Annotated in this window: 14 protein-coding genes; 8 read left to right on the top strand and 6 right to left on the bottom strand. The window is 40.2% G+C overall.

The window, feature by feature from the left end:
* The 5 genes from yfaE to ubiG all read right to left on the bottom strand — a co-directional run bounded on the left by yfaE (position 1) and on the right by ubiG (position 5,840).
* Entirely contained in the window at positions 1 to 402 is a 402-nt protein-coding gene (yfaE, locus tag ACRWQL_RS01355; protein ID WP_434951890.1) for a class I ribonucleotide reductase maintenance protein YfaE, read from the bottom strand.
* On the bottom strand, positions 392 to 1,522 hold the full coding sequence (gene nrdB / locus ACRWQL_RS01350) for a class Ia ribonucleoside-diphosphate reductase subunit beta (protein WP_226409913.1): 1,131 nt from the start codon (positions 1,520 to 1,522) through the stop codon (positions 392 to 394). The genes yfaE and nrdB overlap by 11 nt, the downstream gene beginning before the upstream one ends.
* Before the next feature lie 76 nt (positions 1,523 to 1,598).
* Entirely contained in the window at positions 1,599 to 3,887 is a 2,289-nt protein-coding gene (gene nrdA, locus ACRWQL_RS01345) for a class 1a ribonucleoside-diphosphate reductase subunit alpha (protein ID WP_434926116.1), read from the bottom strand.
* Between the two features lie 524 nt (positions 3,888 to 4,411).
* Positions 4,412 to 5,089, bottom strand: coding sequence for an HAD family hydrolase (locus ACRWQL_RS01340; RefSeq protein ID WP_434951888.1), 678 nt, complete (start codon positions 5,087 to 5,089; stop codon positions 4,412 to 4,414).
* A gap of 28 nt (positions 5,090 to 5,117) precedes the next feature.
* The gene (ubiG, locus tag ACRWQL_RS01335; protein WP_434951886.1) at positions 5,118 to 5,840 is read right to left on the bottom strand and encodes a bifunctional 2-polyprenyl-6-hydroxyphenol methylase/3-demethylubiquinol 3-O-methyltransferase UbiG; all 723 of its coding nucleotides are present in this window, start codon (positions 5,838 to 5,840) and stop codon (positions 5,118 to 5,120) included.
* Positions 5,841 to 6,219: 379 nt separating this feature from the next.
* On the opposite strand from ubiG, the gene gyrA reads away from it, so the two are divergent.
* Positions 6,220 to 8,946, top strand: coding sequence for a DNA gyrase subunit A (gene gyrA / locus ACRWQL_RS01330; protein WP_434951884.1), 2,727 nt, complete (start codon positions 6,220 to 6,222; stop codon positions 8,944 to 8,946).
* Positions 8,947 to 9,121: 175 nt separating this feature from the next.
* Positions 9,122 to 10,213: a 3-phosphoserine/phosphohydroxythreonine transaminase gene (gene serC / locus ACRWQL_RS01325; RefSeq protein WP_434951882.1), complete on the top strand. Its 1,092-nt coding sequence runs from the start codon at positions 9,122 to 9,124 to the stop codon at positions 10,211 to 10,213.
* 154 nt (positions 10,214 to 10,367) lie between these two features.
* Here the strand turns inward: serC and ACRWQL_RS01320 are convergent, their stop codons facing one another.
* The gene (locus tag ACRWQL_RS01320) at positions 10,368 to 11,558 is read right to left on the bottom strand and encodes an amino acid aminotransferase (RefSeq protein ID WP_434926120.1); all 1,191 of its coding nucleotides are present in this window, start codon (positions 11,556 to 11,558) and stop codon (positions 10,368 to 10,370) included.
* Positions 11,559 to 12,011: 453 nt separating this feature from the next.
* Here ACRWQL_RS01320 and aroA point away from each other — a divergent pair, with 453 nt between their 5' ends.
* The 6 genes from aroA to lapB all read left to right on the top strand — a co-directional run bounded on the left by aroA (position 12,012) and on the right by lapB (position 17,939).
* The gene (gene aroA / locus ACRWQL_RS01315) at positions 12,012 to 13,295 is read left to right on the top strand and encodes a 3-phosphoshikimate 1-carboxyvinyltransferase (RefSeq protein WP_434951880.1); all 1,284 of its coding nucleotides are present in this window, start codon (positions 12,012 to 12,014) and stop codon (positions 13,293 to 13,295) included.
* Between the two features lie 191 nt (positions 13,296 to 13,486).
* Positions 13,487 to 14,173 (top strand): (d)CMP kinase, encoded by a 687-nt coding sequence (gene cmk / locus ACRWQL_RS01310; protein ID WP_434951878.1) that lies wholly within the window; start codon positions 13,487 to 13,489, stop codon positions 14,171 to 14,173.
* Positions 14,174 to 14,310: 137 nt separating this feature from the next.
* Positions 14,311 to 15,978, top strand: a complete 1,668-nt coding sequence (rpsA, locus tag ACRWQL_RS01305; protein WP_226409904.1) for a 30S ribosomal protein S1 — start codon at positions 14,311 to 14,313, stop codon at positions 15,976 to 15,978.
* A gap of 79 nt (positions 15,979 to 16,057) precedes the next feature.
* The gene (gene ihfB, locus ACRWQL_RS01300) at positions 16,058 to 16,345 is read left to right on the top strand and encodes an integration host factor subunit beta (protein WP_235084747.1); all 288 of its coding nucleotides are present in this window, start codon (positions 16,058 to 16,060) and stop codon (positions 16,343 to 16,345) included.
* A 122-nt stretch (positions 16,346 to 16,467) separates the two neighbouring features.
* Complete coding sequence (locus ACRWQL_RS01295; protein WP_434931901.1) at positions 16,468 to 16,776, top strand: LapA family protein; 309 nt, start codon at positions 16,468 to 16,470, stop codon at positions 16,774 to 16,776.
* 2 nt (positions 16,777 to 16,778) lie between these two features.
* On the top strand, positions 16,779 to 17,939 hold the full coding sequence (gene lapB, locus ACRWQL_RS01290) for a lipopolysaccharide assembly protein LapB (protein ID WP_434926124.1): 1,161 nt from the start codon (positions 16,779 to 16,781) through the stop codon (positions 17,937 to 17,939).
* Positions 17,940 to 18,005: the final 66 nt, after the last annotated feature.

Genomic DNA, 18,005 nt, shown 5'->3' with positions numbered 1-18,005 from the left:
TCAATTCCCACCAAGTATTGCATCATCTAGAAGAAAAGCCATTTCAACTCCTTGTTGTGATTTATTTGTCATTGACTGGGTAGGATTTACTTTGCTTGCACTAACCTGTTCACTATCGTCCTTCGACAATGAAAGATTTAAATCAGTTTTTGGAATACAGCAACAGGGTAGGCATTCGTTTTGCTCAAGTTCAGCCAACGGCTGCTTGGTATAAGTGACTTCACCAGAAATGACTTTTGTTTTACAGGCGCCGCAAAATCCATTACGGCACTCCGAAAAAACTTTTACTTTCTTGTCCTCAAGCGCCTCAAGCAATGTTGCTTGTTTACCGTCGAACAAGATTGCCGGTTGTCCCTTTAAGCTAACAATCGGCGCTGTAATGAAAAAGTGTTTATAAGTCAAAATCTAAAAACTCATCGCCATCGACAGCCGAGTCAATTTGCCCCACAAGATAAGATGATACTTCAACTTCTTGGGGTGCAACCTGCACAGCATCACTTTCTAACCAGTTCTTCATCCAAGGGAGTGGATTAGATAATTCTTCGTAAGGTAAGGGTAAGTTTACCGCTTTCATACGTTGGTTGGTAATGTACTCAACATATTGACAAAGAATTTGTTCATTTAAGCCGATCATTGAGCCGTCTTTAAATAAGTATTTAGCCCACTCTTTTTCTTGTTCAGCTGCTTTGTGGAATAAGTCATAGGCTTCTGAATAACACTCAATGGCAATTTCAGCCATTTCTGGATCGTCTTTGCCACCTTGCATTAAACTTAAAATATGTTGGGTACCATTTAAGTGAAGTGCTTCATCACGTGCAATTAAGCGAATGATTTTGGCATTACCTTCCATTAAGCGACGTTCAGCAAAGGCAAATGAACATGCAAAACTGACATAAAAACGAATTGCTTCCAATGCATTGACTGACATCATACAAAGATACAAGGTCTTCTTAAGAATACGGGAGTTAACCGTTACTTCTTGACCATTAATTAAATGAGTACCTTCACCGTGTAAATTATTAACTTGGGTGAGGTAGATCAAATCATCATAGTACTTAGCAATATCACCAGCACGTTTCAAAATCTGCTCATTTTCAACAATATCATCAAACACCACTGATGGGTTGTTCACGATATTACGAATAATATGAGTATATGAGCGAGAGTGGATCGTTTCTGAAAAAGACCAGGTTTCAATCCAGGTTTCGAGTTCTGGCAATGAGACTAACGGCAAAAGAGCTACGTTAGGTGAGCGGCCTTGAATCGAATCAAGTAAAGTTTGGTATTTAAGGTTTGACAGGAAAATATGCTTTTCATGATCAGGAAGGCTGGCAAAGTCAATTTTGTCACGGCTGACATCTACTTCTTCTGGTCGCCAAAAGAAAGATAACTGCTTTTCGATTAATTTTTCGAAAATCTCGTATTTTTGTTGGTCATATCGCGCCACATTAACGGGTTGACCAAAGAACATAGGTTCTTGAGTCGCATCATTAGGTGTTTGACAAAATGTTGAATAAGCCATGCTTCTTTTCCCAAAAAAGCGAGGAGTGCTCCCCGCATTTAATTTCTTAATTAAGTGATATCAATAAACCAGAGGTTTATATCTTACACGCACCACCGGCACAATCATCATCTTCTTTTTCGATGGATATTATCTCATCTTGTTGATCCGACGCACCGTCACGGGTGTTGTGGTAATACAATGTCTTTACACCCAGCTTGTAAGCCGTTAGCAAATCTTTTAATAGCGTTTGCATAGGTACTTTACGACTTTGGAACTTCATTGGATCGTAATTAGTGTTGGCAGATATCGCCTGATCAACAAACTTCTGCATAATGCCGACAAGTTGTAAATACCCGTCGTTATTTGGCATGTTCCATAATAACTCGTATTGATCTTTCAATGTGTCAAAATCGGGTACAACTTGTTTTAATTGACCGTCTTTACTGGCTTTGACACTAATAAGACCGCGTGGCGGTTCAATACCATTAGTGGCGTTAGATATTTGCGACGAGGTTTCAGACGGCATCAATGCTGATAATGTTGAGTTACGTAAACCATATTGCAAAATATCGGTACGTAAACCTTCCCAGTCTAAATGCAGTGGCTCATCACAAATTTTATCTAAGTCACGCTTGTAAGTATCAATGGGTAGAATGCCTTTAGAGTAAGTTGTCTCGTTAAATAACGGACAGGCGCCTTTCTCTTGGGCAAGTTTCATTGAGGCTTTTAATAGATAAAATTGAATCGCTTCAAATGTTCTATGGGTTAAATTATTGGCTGAACCATCGGAATAACGCTTACCATTTTTAGCGAGATAATTGGCGTAATTGATGACGCCTATACCCAAAGTACGTCGATTCATTGAGCCTAACTGCGCCGAAATGATCGGATAATCTTGATAATCAAGTAAATTATCTAACGCACGAACTGCAAGCTCAGCTAGCGGTTCTAATTCTTCTAGATTCTTGATGGTGCCTAAATTCAGTGCAGATAAAGTACAAAGTGCAATTTCACCATTAGGATCATCAATGTTCTTTAATGGCTTAGTCGGCAGGGCGATTTCTAGACACAAATTAGACTGTTTAATTGGCGCTACTTTTGAGTCAAATGGGCTGTGGGTGTTACAGTGATCCACGTTTTGAATATAGATACGGCCTGTAGAAGCGCGCTCTTGCATCATTAACGAAAATAACTCAACCGCTTTAATTTGCTTTTTACGCACAGCTGGATCTTGCTCATACTGAACATATAAACGTTCAAATTCAACTTGATCCTCAAAAAATGCATCATATAAACCCGGTACATCAGATGGACTGAATAAACTGATATCTTCGCCTTTAATTAAACGTTGGTACATCAACTTGTTTAACTGGACACCATAATCTAAATGGCGAACACGGTTATCATCAACACCACGGTTATTTTTCAGTACAAGTAAAGATTCAACTTCTAAATGCCATATTGGATAAAACAGTGTAGCCGCGCCACCACGAACGCCGCCCTGTGAACATGACTTAACCGCAGTTTGAAAATACTTATAAAAGGGTAAGCAACCGGTGTGAAAGGCTTCACCTCCACGAATAGGGCTACCTAAAGCACGAATACGACCAGCATTAATACCAATACCAGCACGTTGACTGACATATTTCACAATTGATGAGGCGGTGGCATTAATAGAATCTAAGCTATCGTCACACTCAATCAATACACATGAGCTGAATTGACGTGTCGGTGTGCGCACACCTGCCATAATCGGTGTCGGTAAAGAGATCTTGAAGCTTGATGTCGCATCATAAAAATCTTTTACGAACTGTAAACGAGTGTCTTTGGGGTACTTTGAAAATAAACACGCAGCAACTAATATATAAAGGAACTGAGCACTTTCATATACTTCGTGGGTGACACGGTTTTGAACTAGATACTTACCCTCTAGTTGCTTAACGGCGGCATAAGAGAAGTTCATGTCGCGCCAATGGTCAACATAAGTATCTAAGATGTCTAACTCTTCGCGGCTGTAATCAGCCAAAATATGCATATCATATTTGCCCATTTCAACCAGTCTGGTGACATGGTCATATAATTTAGGCGGTTCGAACTGACCAAATGCTTTTTTACGTAAATGGAATACTGCTAAGCGTGCTGCCACAAACTGATAATCGGGTGATTCAGGGGAAATAAGATCTGCCGCGGCTTTGATGATCGTTTCATGAATCGCTTCTGTTGGAATACCATCAAAAAATTGTAGATGCGATCTGAGTTCAACTTCGGATACAGATACGTTTTTTAATCCCTTGGTTGCCCAAGTAATAACGCGATGGATTTTGTCTAAATCGATATTTTCACGTTCGCCACAGCGTTTAGTGACAGTCATATTGCTATTCATTGCAGAGAGGCCTTGATTATATCTGTTATTGTGATTGAGCGCTTAATACCAAAAGCGATCGTGTCTAACCACGTTTACGTTTTTATGTAAAAACAATCATGCTGAAGCATTAAATACGACGGATTGAGACATTTTAGCACGCTAAGTCACCCGTTCAGCTTAATTAAATGAGTTATTTTAAACAACTCATTAGTGTCTGTGATTGCATTTGACACACAAGATATGGTGTTTTTTAAAATCTAACATACAAGATAGTGAGGTTGGAGGGTTTTTGCAAGCCACAATTTCTAGAACATCTTGTGGATAAGTTGAGGATAATCGCAACAGTTAGTAAAAGCTAACCCTACACCCCAAATTTATATAGCTTTTCTGTGGGCTGTAGAATAATTGTCCGTAATTTTAAAAGAATTTGATCGCTAAAAATATCAGCGATCGATTCTATTAGCTGATTTTTAGATTGATCTTTGATTGATTGTTTGAGTTAGCTTAAAAGCCGTTTAACAACACCGTTTATATCAATAATATTAAGTAAGTTGACGGTTCAATACAAAATAGTCATATAAACACTGTGTGGTTTTAAAATGGAGTTGTCCAGGCCAAGTGTCAGGTTTGTCTTGGGGCGATAAATAACCCCAATGCGCTATTCCGCCAATCATATTGGCATTTTGAGCCGCGATAAGGTCACGTTCAGCATCTCCTATATAAATAATCGATTCAGGACTGATGTTCATCTGCTGCGCGGCAAGTAGCATAGGTGCGCGATGAGGTTTAGGGTGCAAAGTACTGTCACCACTGATAAGAGTTTTAATTCGCGACATCAAGCCGAGTTTGTCAACCAAAGGACGGGCAAAGCGAGCATGCTTGTTAGTCACAATTCCATAGGGAGTACCGTTATCATCAAAATGATTCAATAACTCTGCAAGGTTATCAAATAGAATGCTTTTGTCACCATTAATGAGCTGGTAATGATGCAATAATGCTTGTTGAATCTGTTTTTGCTCATCATCGCTAATATTAGGCAGTGCAGCCTTAACCAGCGCCAAACTACCATGAGTAGCAGCGTGCTTCACTTTTTCAAGACTGCATGGAGCATAACCCCAATCAGCCATGCCAAGGTTCAGTGCATAGACCAAATCTGGCGCAGTATCGGCAAGTGTGCCGTCTAAATCGAATAACACACCTTTAATCAAGGGCTTTAACACGCAGACTCCTAAGCGGTAGCAGACAATGCTAATCGACTTTTTGTGTAGCAATCATGTAATTAACATCAACACTGTTAGTGTATTTAAACACACCAGATAGTGGGTTATAGGCTATGCCCAATGCGTCTTTGCACAATAAGTCTGTTTTATCGACAAGATTTATTAATTCAGAAGGGCGAATAAACTTGCTGTGATCATGGGTGCCTACTGGCAGCATCTTAAGTAGGTACTCTGCACCGACAATCGCGGTTAAATAAGACATCCAATTACGATTAATAGTAGAGAAAAACACATAGCCATCTGGTTTCACCATGTCACAGCATGCTTGTATGACAGATAGCGGGTCAGGGACATGTTCTAACATTTCCATACAGGTCACCACATCGTAATAAGCTTGATGCGTATCTCTGTGCTCTTCAGCGGTGCATTTGATGTAATTGACTGTTACACCAGTTTCTAATGCATGTAAGCGAGCCACTTCCAGTGGTTCATTACCCATATCTAAGCCATCTACATGGGCGCCGATTTTAGCCATACTTTCAGATAAAATTCCGCCGCCACAACCAATGTCGAGCACATTTTTACCAAAAATGCCCTGTGCAGTTTGATCGATATAATTTAAACGTAATGGATTAAGCTGATGTAACGGTTTAAAGGAGCCATTTGGATCCCACCAGGTTTGTGCCATTGCTTCAAATTTAGCAATCTCATCGGGGTCGACATTTTTATTCGCAGCAGTTTCAGTAGACATGATTTACCTAGATATTGTTATGCATTATGGATGACATTATATCCATTGATGCAGTTTTTAATAGGGCTAAAATACGCCAATGCTGATGATCCCAGCCAACTTTTGCTATGTTCAGGTGGTTATTTAAACAATCTATCGGTTAGATTGTTTATTTGTTACTCAAAATAAACATTCTTAAACCATTAAATCTGGACTTGCTAGAGTACTAAGTTACTGGTAAATGAGTAAGTTAGCCTTTTTATTAACACTAAAGTCAATTTGGTTTAGGTTTGCTCTGGCGACATTAAATATCTGTGTTAGAATGCCAAATCACGTTTTAAAGCTTGACGATATTATAGATTAAAAATCGTCAGCTCAATTTCAGGGGAACGCGCAGTTTATGACTGATCTGGCTTCATCTATTTCGCCAATTAATATTGAAGACGAACTCAAAAATTCGTATCTAGATTACGCTATGAGTGTAATTGTTGGTCGTGCATTGCCTGACGTGCGTGACGGCCTAAAGCCTGTACATCGCCGTGTCTTGTTTGCAATGAGCGAACTTAAAAACGACTGGAACAAACCTTATAAAAAATCCGCTCGTGTTGTCGGTGACGTAATCGGTAAATATCACCCTCATGGTGACACCGCCGTTTATGACACTATTGTTCGTATGGCACAGCCATTCTCATTACGCTACACATTAGTAGACGGCCAAGGTAACTTTGGTTCGGTTGACGGTGATTCAGCGGCTGCGATGCGTTATACCGAAATTCGTATGCAGAAATTAGCCCATTCTTTATTGGCTGATTTAGAGAAAGAAACGGTCGATTTTGTACCTAACTATGACGGCACAGAATTTATTCCAGCAGTATTACCAACTAGAGTACCGAACCTACTCATTAACGGTTCATCAGGTATTGCTGTGGGTATGGCAACCAATATTCCTCCACATAACTTAAACGAAGTTGTTAAAGGGTGTTTAGCCTTAATTGAAGAGCCTAGCTTATCAATTGAGCAGCTAATGGAATATATTCCTGGTCCTGATTTTCCTACAGCAGCATCGATTAACGGCAGAAAAGGCATTATTGATGCTTATAACACTGGCCGTGGTCGCGCAATTATGCGCTCAAAGGCTGATGTTGAAACCGATGAGAATGGTCGTGAACGTATTATTGTTCATGAAATTCCATATCAAGTTAACAAAGCACGTCTAATTGAAAAAATTGCTGAGCTTGTTAAAGATAAAAAAATTGAAGGCATCAGTGGTTTACGTGACGAGTCTGATAAAGACGGTATGCGTATTGTTATTGAGATAAAACGTGGTGAAGTGGGCGAGGTTGTTCTTAATAACCTTTATGCTCAAACTCAGATGCAATGTTCGTTTGGTATTAACATGGTCGCGCTAACAAATGGCCAACCTAAGTTATTTAACCTTAAAGAAATGCTTGAGTGCTTTATTCTTCACCGCCGTGAAGTGGTTACCCGCCGTACAGTATTTGAATTAAGAAAAGCCCGTGAACGTGCTCATATTCTTGAAGCTCTGGCTATAGCACTGGCTAACATCGACCCGATTATTGCCTTAATTAAAGCCTCACCAACACCAGCGGAAGCGAAAGCCAAGCTTGTTGCTCAAGGTTGGGAATTAGGTCACGTACAAGGCATGTTAGAAAAAGCGGGTGATGATGCTGCTCGTCCAGAATGGTTAGAACCTGAATACGGTATTCGTGATGGGGCTTACTATTTAACTGAGCAACAAGCACAGGCTATTCTTGAGTTACGTTTACACCGTTTAACCGGTCTTGAACATGACAAAATTCTTGCTGAATATGAAGAGTTATTAATTGTTATTGCCGCTTTGTTGCTGATTTTAAGCAGTCCTGAGCGTTTGATGGAAGTCATCAAAGAAGAGTTAGAAGAAATACTTGAGCAATACGGTGATGAACGTCGCACAATTATTAACGCTAATGAAATTGATATGAGTCTTGAAGACTTGATCAACGAAGAAGATGTTGTTGTGACCTTATCACATTTAGGTTATGCCAAGTATCAACCCCTTTCTGACTACCAAGCACAACGTCGTGGTGGTAAAGGTAAAGCGGCAACTAAAGTAAAAGATGAAGATTTTGTTGAGAAGCTACTAGTGGCTAATACCCACGATACTATTCTCTGCTTCTCTGACTTTGGTAAAATGTACTGGCTTAAAGTGTATCAATTGCCATTGGCTAGCCGTACTGCGCGTGGCCGTCCAATTATTAACTTATTACCTTTATCTGAAGGTGAACACATTACCGCCATATTACCGGTTCGCGAATATGCTGATGACAAATATATCATCATGGCTACCGCGCACGGTACCGTTAAGAAAACTGCACTTACTGCTTACAGTAATCCACGTGCAAACGGTATTATTGCTGTAAACCTGAAAGAGGGCGATCAGCTCATTGGTGTTGATATCACTGAAGGTAGTGATGACATCATGTTGTTCTCTAATACCGGTAAAGTGGTTCGCTTTAATGAAAAAGCACGCGACTCTGAAACGGGTGAAGTGAAAATTGACGCCGAAACCGGCGAAGAAGTCATTGCACTACGTCCTATGGGCCGAACAGCAACAGGTGTTCGCGGTATTAAGTTAGAAGATGGCCAACGCGTGGTATCCCTGATTGTGCCAAAAGGTGATGGTGCTATCTTAACTGTAACGGAAAACGGTTACGGTAAGCGCACTGAACTGAGTGAATACCCAGCTAAGAGTCGTGGCACTAAAGGTGTGGTTTCTATTAAAGTCAGCGATCGAAATGGTGCTGTTGTTGGCGCTGTTCAAGTTGGTGCTTTTGACGAAATAATGTTGATAAGCGACAAAGGTACTTTAGTAAGAACTCCAGCTGAAGGCGTATCAGTCATTGGTCGTAACACGCAAGGTGTCACGATTATTCGTACAGCAGAAGACGAGAAAGTGGTCGGTTTGCAGCGTATCGAAGAAATCCAATCTGATGACGAATTAGATGAAGACGGCAACCCAATCATTGTTGATCCTACTGCAGAAGCAGATGAAGCAACGACGGATGTGGATACAGTTGAAGTAGATAGTGATACTGAAGTTAAAGATGAGTCAGACGAGCAATCATAATATTGTCAGTGTTGATTAATTGAAAACGAGCGCCTTTTGGCGCTCGTTTTGTTTTACGGAAAAATTTTCATCAAAAACATGCAAAAAAGCGCTATTCAACAGTTGATAAAGTCCTTAGTATTACTGACATTGAACATAAAAATCTATCATCATTAGTAGAGTGAAGGAGTTGTCTGTGAGCACAATTTATAATTTCTGTGCAGGTCCTGCGATGTTACCGCAACCGGTAATGCAAAAAGCACAACAGGAATTAATTGATTGGAATGGGCTAGGGGTCTCCGTGATGGAGATAAGTCATCGCAGTAAAGAGTTTATTGCCTTAACACAAGAAGCAGAAAAAAATCTTCGCGAACTCATGAACATTCCACAAAATTACCATGTGCTATTTATGCATGGTGGTGGTCGAGGTCAGTTTACCAATGTAGTGACAAACTTTTTAGGCGATAATGGCCGAGCTTTGTATTTAACTTCGGGCCAATGGTCAAGTTCAGCGGTAAAAGAAGCTAAACGCATTGCTGGCGAGTCACAAATTGATGAAATCAATATAGTCGAAACGATAAATGGTTTACATCAAGTATGCCTTCCAGATTTAATCAGCATGGATAAAGATTATCGCTTTGTACATTACTGTGCTAATGAAACCGTTGATGGTATTGAAATATTTGACACATTAAATAGCCCATGGCCTGTGATTGCTGACTTATCATCAACTATCATGTCCCATGACATTGATGTAAGCCAATTTGGTCTTATTTATGCTGGCGCGCAAAAAAATATTGGTCCGTCGGGTTTGTCGATAGTGATAGTGCGTGATGATATGTTAGCAATGCCAACCTTAGTGCAATCATCAGTGATGGATTACACTATCACCAAAGATAATGATTCAATGTTTAATACCCCGCCTACGTTTGCCTGGTATTTAGCGGCAGAAGTGTTCAAATGGTTAAAAGGTGTGGGTGGTGTTGCGGTAATTGAAAGTATAAATAAGCAAAAAGCTGCGCTACTTTATGCCTGTATTGATGAGTTAGCGTTTTATAAAAATGGCGTTGCTATTGATAATCGATCAAGAATGAATGTGACTTTTCAACTAGCTGATAGTGCACTTGATGCTGAGTTTTTAGCTGACGCAGAAAACGCAGGTTTAGTGGCATTAAAAGGCCATCGTATAGTTGGTGGTATGCGAGCGAGTTTATATAATGCCATGCCACTAGAAGGTGTACAAAAACTAGTAGACTTTATGCATGCGTTCGCAAAGAAGCACAGTTAATCAAATTTTTTCATAGCAAAAAGGGCTGAATTATCAGCCCTTTTTAATTTTAATCTATTACAACATACTAAATAGCTAGTTACGTTTCATCAGTTGATTAACCGTTAAATGAACTATTAACAACACAATGATTAAACCAATAATGGCTAACCAATTATAATATTGTTGCAATTGATTTAGCCAGATAGTCTACATTTGACTCGCTGATCCCAGCAATACTTATCCGGCTAGAACCGACCATATAAATACTGTGCTGAGATTTAAGTGTTTCAACTTGGGTAGGGCTGATCCCTAAGAAAGAGAACATGCCTTTTTGTGCCGCAATGAAACTGAAATCCTGGCTAACACCCTGTTCAATTAACTTGTTAACTAACATTGCACGATTGCCATTAATGCGATTACGCATCACAGCTAATTCATCAAGCCACTGCTGTTTTAGTGTTTCATCACCCAATATGGTTTCAACAATAGCTGCGCCATGTGCTGGCGGCATAGAGTAAATGCAACGAACAACATACAGTAATACGGAAAAGGCCACATCAGATTGAGCGGCATCTTTACCAATAATTGAACATGCACCGATGCGCTCTCGGTACAGGCCAAAGTTTTTTGAACAGGAACTACATAAAATCATGTTCTCAACTGCTTTGGCCATTTCCCTTACGCCGTAGGCATCTTCGTCTACACCGTCACCAAAACCTTGGTAAGCCATATCAATTAGTGGTGTAAAACCTTGGTGCGCAGTCACCTTGATGACTTCATCCCATTGCGTTGTGGTTAAATCCATACCACTTGGGTTATGACAGCAAGCATGTAATAGCACAACATCATCTTTTGAGATCTGTTTCAACGCGGCAATCATTTGTTCAAATTTTAATGATTTTGTGTCGTAATCATAATAAGGATAGGTTTTAACTGTGATCCCCGCGGCTTCAAATAAACCAGTATGGTTGGCCCATGTTGGATCGCTTACCCATAATACTGCATTAGGGCGACAGCGTTTAATGAAATCGGCAGCAACACGCAGCGCGCCAGTGCCGCCAGGAGTTGAAACCGTTCTAATACGGTTAGCCAGAAGAGCTGGATGGCTTTTACCAAAAGCGAGCTCAGTCATTAACTGATTAAATAAAGGTGAACCGGTTGGACCAATATACACCTTAGTATCTTCAGTGTCGGTACGACGTTGCTCTGCAACTTTGACACAATCTAGAATTGGCGTGTGACCTTTAGGGTCTTTATAAACACCTACACCTAAATCGACTTTATTGGCGTGATTATCTGCACGGTATTGGGTTAATAATCCTAAAATAGGATCGGCTGGTAAGGCTGTTAATAATTCAAACATGTGGATACCTTTTATTAGCGCTGTTTACTTATACTATTTTAAATTATCGCGCATACTTAGCGAATTGCTCTTAGGATAACGTGCTTTAAACAGATAGTTAAAGTCATTAATCTAAACAATGGCTTTTAATTTCTAGTTGAGTATTTTTCAGTTGGAAACTTATGCTGACAAATAAATAATTCTGTTATTTTTGAAACTATTCTGCTGTAATGGTTACCCATTACGAGCTATGTCTTATTTGATAAAGATAATGAGCATGGTTGAGGTTATATGCTAAATCAACACACAACAATTAGTCACAGTGCGTAAGTAAATAAGTGTGTTAATTATGGTTTGTGTCATATTTATGTCGTAATTAATTTGTTCCACTTAATCTATTTTTTAACGATAGAATAAGGGATGTTTGAAACCTGGTTAACGAAACTTTAATCAATTTATATAAGAAGAAAGCAAATGAAGCAACTGCATTTAGAGCCTATCGCTAACATGAATGGCGAAATAAATATTCCTGGCTCCAAAAGCATTTCGAACAGAGCATTGTTGCTTGCCACATTAGCTAAAGGCACGACAACACTGACCAACTTACTCGACTCTGATGACATACGCTACATGTTAGCGTCTTTGAAACAGCTTGGAGTTGAATTTGAACTCAGTGAAAATAATACTGTTTGTAAAGTTAAAGGGCTGGCTGGAACATTAAACAGCGAAAAACCTCAAACGCTTTTTCTCGGTAATGCAGGTACCGCCATGCGGCCACTTTGCGCGGCTTTAACGTTAGGCCAAGGTGAGTTCACTTTAACGGGTGAGCCCAGAATGGAAGAACGTCCTATCGGTGATTTAGTTGATGCCTTACAACAGCTTGGCGCCAAAATTAGTTACCTTAAAAACCCTGGCTTTCCACCATTAACCGTTAATGCTACGGGGTTAAATGGTGGTAATGTCGAAATTGCGGGTGATTTATCTAGTCAATTTTTAACTGCACTACTTATGGTTGCACCGTTGGCCAAAGATAGCGTTAATATCATTATTAAAGGTGAATTAGTTTCAAAACCTTATATTGATATCACTATCGCACTAATGAAACAGTTTGGCGTTGAAGTGATTAACCATAATTATCAGCGTTTTGAAATTCTAACAGGGCAGCAATATATTTCACCGGGCAAAGTGTTAGTTGAAGGAGATGCTTCATCGGCTTCTTACTTTTTAGCTGCTGGTGCGATTCAAGGCGGTGAAGTTAAAGTCACAGGAGTAGGTAAGTTAAGTATTCAAGGTGATGTCCAATTTGCTGATGCATTAGCGGCGATGGGGGCTAATATTGAGTGGGGTGATGATTATATTATCGCCAGAAAATCAACATTAACCGCCATCGATATGGATATGAACCATATTCCAGACGCGGCAATGACCATTGCGACAGCGGCTCTATTTGCCAAAGGAACCACTTCATTGCGCAATATTTACAACTGGCGAATTAAAGAAACCGATCGCTTAGCAGCAATGGCGACAGAGCTGCGCAAAGTAGGGGCGATAGTTGATGAAGGCTATGATTACATCACAATTACCCCGCCGGAAAATATTAATACTGCAGCAATTGATACTTATAATGATCACCGTATGGCGATGTGTTTTTCATTATTGGCATTTGCAGACTGCGGGATCACAATTAATGATCCCGATTGCACCTCAAAAACATTTCCTACCTTTTTTAGTGAGTTTAAACGTTTAACTGATTGTTAAAATAGATTAAACCCCTAAAATTCAATTCTTAGGTATGGTGTTAATAGAGCAGAAAAGCTCTATTAACACACACTTCTGAGTTAATTTTATCTTAGCAACGGCTTTTTATTGAAAATTGTTATACAATGCTGCCGCTTATTTTTGGCTAAACCCTTTTTTATATTCAGGGATGATGTTTTTCGGAGGAATTTATGACTGAACGGGCTCCAATAGTGACTGTGGACGGTCCAAGCGGTGCAGGAAAAGGGACTATTTGCCAATTATTATCCAAACATTTAGGTTGGCATCTATTAGATAGCGGCGCAATATATCGCGTACTAGCACTTGCGGCTATCCACCATCATATAGAATTAAGTAATGAAGAAGCATTAACGTTAATGGCTGCTCATTTAGATGTGCAGTTTTTGACTCACGCAGACAGTAATGCCATTAAAGTGGTACTTGAAGGCGAGGATGTGACGACAACCATCCGCAGTCAAGAATGTTCAGATGCGGCTTCTAAGGTCGCAGCATTACCGCGTGTACGCGAAGCATTATTACGCCGCCAACGTGCTTTTTCTGCCATGCCAGGTTTAGTTGCTGACGGCCGAGATATGGGAACCGTCGTGTTCCCCCAAGCCCCAGCCAAGATATTCCTGACTGCTTCTGCCCAAGAGCGTGCTGAAAGACGCTTTAATCAGTTGCAGGACAAGGGCTTCGATGTTAAAATCGACCGCCTTTTAGCTGAAATTATCGAACGAGATGAACGTGATATCAATCGTTCAGCTTCTCCGTTAGTGCCAGCTGAAGATGCCTTAGTGATAGACACTAGCGGCATTTCAATTGAAGGCGTACTGGCTCTAGTGTTAGAGCACGTAAATAAAAAAATTACAGACTAGTTAAGATAAATAGTAACTTTATTAGTTATTTAAGCTAAACTAACTGTAGGTATTCGCGTTATGGATGACGTGGATTATATTACTAGACTCCACATCTAGGATGGATGGTGGTTTATTACATAAAGTAACCCAAAAACATGACTGAATCTTTTGCTGATCTATTTGAACAATCCCTTCTAACTCTTGAGTTCCGTCCAGGTTCTATCGTTCGTGGTACTGTTGTTGCCATCGAAAACGGTATGGTACTTGTTGACGCAGGCCTTAAGTCTGAAAGCCCAATCAATGCTGACGAATTCAAAAACGCACAAGGCGTTTTAGAAATTCAAGTTGGCGATGAAGTTGATGTTGCGCTTGACTCTGTTGAAGATGGCTTCGGTGAGACTCAACTGTCTCGCGAAAAAGCTAAGCGTCATGAAGCTTGGATCGTTCTAGAAAAAGCGTACGAAGATGCTGAAACTGTAATCGGTATCATCAATGGTAAAGTTAAAGGTGGTTTCACTGTTGAATTAAACGGTATCCGTGCCTTCTTACCAGGTTCTCTAGTTGATGTGCGCCCAGTTCGCGACACCGCTCACTTAGAGTACAAAGAATTAGAATTCAAAGTTATCAAGCTTGATCAGAAGCGCAACAACGTTGTTGTTTCTCGTCGTGCTGTTATCGAATCAGAAAGCAGTGCTGAGCGTGATGCACTTCTTGAAAATCTACAAGAAGGCCAAGCAGTTAAAGGTATCGTTAAGAACCTTACTGACTACGGTGCATTCGTAGATTTAGGTGGTGTTGACGGTCTATTACATATCACTGATATGGCGTGGAAACGTGTTAAGCACCCATCTGAAATCGTTAATGTTGGTGACGAAATCAACGTTAAAGTACTTAAGTACGATCGTGAACGCACTCGTGTGTCACTAGGTCTTAAGCAACTTGGCGAAGATCCATGGTTAGAAATCAGCAAGCGTTACCCAGAAAGCACACGTCTTACTGGTCGCGTAACTAACTTAACTGACTACGGCTGTTTCGTGGAAATCGAAGAAGGCGTTGAAGGTTTAGTTCACGTTTCTGAAATGGATTGGACTAACAAGAACATTCACCCATCTAAAGTTGTTAACTTAGGTGATGAAGTTGAAGTGTTAGTATTAGACATCGATGAAGAACGTCGTCGTATTTCTCTTGGCCTTAAACAGTGTAAAGTTAACCCATGGGATGACTTCGCAACTAAGTTTAACAAAGGCGACAAAGTATCTGGTAAGATCAAGTCAATCACTGACTTCGGTATCTTTATCGGTCTTGACGGTGGAATCGATGGTCTTGTTCACTTATCTGATATTTCTTGGAACGGTACTGGCGAAGATGCAGTGTCTGAGTACAAGAAAGGCGACGAAATCCATGCAGTGGTTCTTTCAGTAGACCCAGAGCGTGAACGTATCAGCCTAGGTGTTAAGCAAACTGAAGATGATCCATTCAATGCATATTTAGCTGACAAGAAGAAAGGCACCGTAGTACACGGTACCGTTGCTGCTGTTGATGCTAAAGGTGTTACAGTTGAACTAGCTGATACTGTTGAAGGTTACATCCGTGTTGCTGACATTTCTGCTGAGCGCATCGAAGATGCATCTACTGTATACTCAGTAGGTGATGCTATCGAAGCTAAGTTCATGGGCGTAGATCGTAAGAATCGTTCTATCAGCTTATCTATCAAAGCGAAAGATGAAGCTGAACAGAAAGAAGCTATCGCTACTTTGAACAAGCAAGATGACGCGGTTATCAGCAATGCAATGGCTGAAGCGTTTAAAGCTGCTCGTAAGTAATCGAAAATCGCCTGTTGTATGGGGAGAGAGCCTCCCCATTAGGCGACTGTGTTTGGCTTGGAAATAGGAAATAACTAAGATGACAAAATCTGAACTTATCGAAAAACTCGCCACTAGGCAGTCGCAACTGTCGGCGAAAGAGGTTGAAGCTGCCATAAAAGAAATGTTGGACCAAATGGCGACAACATTAGAAGGCGGAGATCGTATAGAAATCCGTGGATTTGGTAGTTTCTCGCTTCATTATCGTGCACCACGTGTTGGCCGTAATCCTAAAACTGGTACCTCAGTTGAATTGGATGGCAAATATGTACCGCACTTTAAGCCAGGCAAAGAACTGCGCGAACGTGTCGATGCGGTTAATCAATGATTAACGCTTGAATAAAAAGCCTCCAATTGGAGGCTTTTTTGTACCTATTGAAAGTCAAAGCTGGTCAGCGCCGTAAATATCTTAGATAATCATTATATTGCTTTGTTCTGATGGAGAATCCCGTGAAGTCTTTTTTTGCAATCATTATTGTTGGGTTGTTGTTTATTTTGGCATTATTGTTTGGCGCTAAAAATGAGCAGGTAGTGACATTGAGTTATTTTATCGCAGAGGGACAGTACCGTTTACCGGTTGTTTTGGCTGTGGTATTTTTATCGGGTTTTATGTTGAGTTGGTTATTAGCCAGTTTTTACATCATGAAAATGAAGTTGGCACTGCGTAAAGCCAATAAAAGTCTAAGCAAACTTGGTCACATTACGGCTATACCGACTAACCGTACAACAGAGCAACTTAATGCGGATACCGTTAGCTAACTATGCTTGAAATTTTGTTCTTATTATTGCCTATCGCAGCCGGTTACGGCTGGTACATGGGGCGCAGAAGTATTCTGCAACGCGATAGTCAAAAAAGTAAAAAATTAAGCCGTGATTATTTTACCGGCTTGAATTTTTTGCTTTCTAATGAGTCAGATAAAGCCGTTGACCTATTTATTAGTATGCTAGATGTTGATGATGAAACGATAGATACTCATCTCTCATTAGGTTCATTATTTCGAAAACGCGGTGAGGTTGACCGCTCTATTCGTATTCATCAAAATCTTATCGCTAGACCAAACTTGACCGCTGAACAACGAGATATCGCTATGATGGAGTTAGGTAAAGATTATATGGCTGCCGGCTTTTACGATAGGGCAGAAGAAATCTTTCTTAATCTTGTCAATCAAGATGATCACAGTGAAGAAGCCGAATCTCAGCTTATTTCAATCTATCAGGTCACTAAGGAATGGCAAAATGCCATTGATGTGACAAAAAAACTGCCCAAAAAGCGTCAGCAAGTGTTCAAAGTTACCACCGCACATTTCTACTGTCAGCTTGCTGATGAAGCTACAGACATGCTCGTCAAAATTAAAAAACTTCAATTAGCCATCAAGCAGGACGCCAGTTGTGGGCGTGCATGGCTTGCATTAGCGAATATTTATCTCGATAGTGATCAGATAAAAGAATGTAAGGATTCGTTACTTCAATTAATTGATGCTGATATAGCACTGTTCCCCGACAGTATTAACATTGCCAAACAAGTTTACCGCCAGTCATCGGACAGCGAAGGTTATGAGCAACTTTTGAGTCTGGCATTAAAACAAGGCGCGGGTGCGAGTGTTGCTATTGCATTGGCAGAGCATCAGATTTCAAAAAATAATAGTGATTCAGCTGAAGCTATGATGTTAGATAATTTATATCGACATCCCACCATGAAAGGTTTTCAGCACTTAATGAAGCTACATATTAAGCAAGCTGAAGATGGTAAAGCTAAACAAAGTTTATCTATGCTTGAAAAATTAGTAGAACAACAAATTAAATTTCGACCTGGCTACCGCTGCCGTGAGTGTGGCTTTCCTGCGCATGCCTTGTATTGGCATTGTCCTTCTTGTAAGCATTGGGGCAGCATTAAGCGAATAAAAGGGCTTGATGGTGAATAGATTTTTGTCCTCATTGAGTTTTAGCACAAATAAAAATTCAAAAAATTGACTGTAAACGTTGGAGAA

The organism is Shewanella sp. HL-SH4, assembly GCF_051164845.1.
GTDB classification, from domain to species: Bacteria; Pseudomonadota; Gammaproteobacteria; order Enterobacterales; family Shewanellaceae; genus Shewanella; species Shewanella glacialimarina.
The sequence above is the reverse complement of the archived record's forward strand: the minus strand, read 5'-3'. Positions and strand labels throughout refer to the sequence as shown.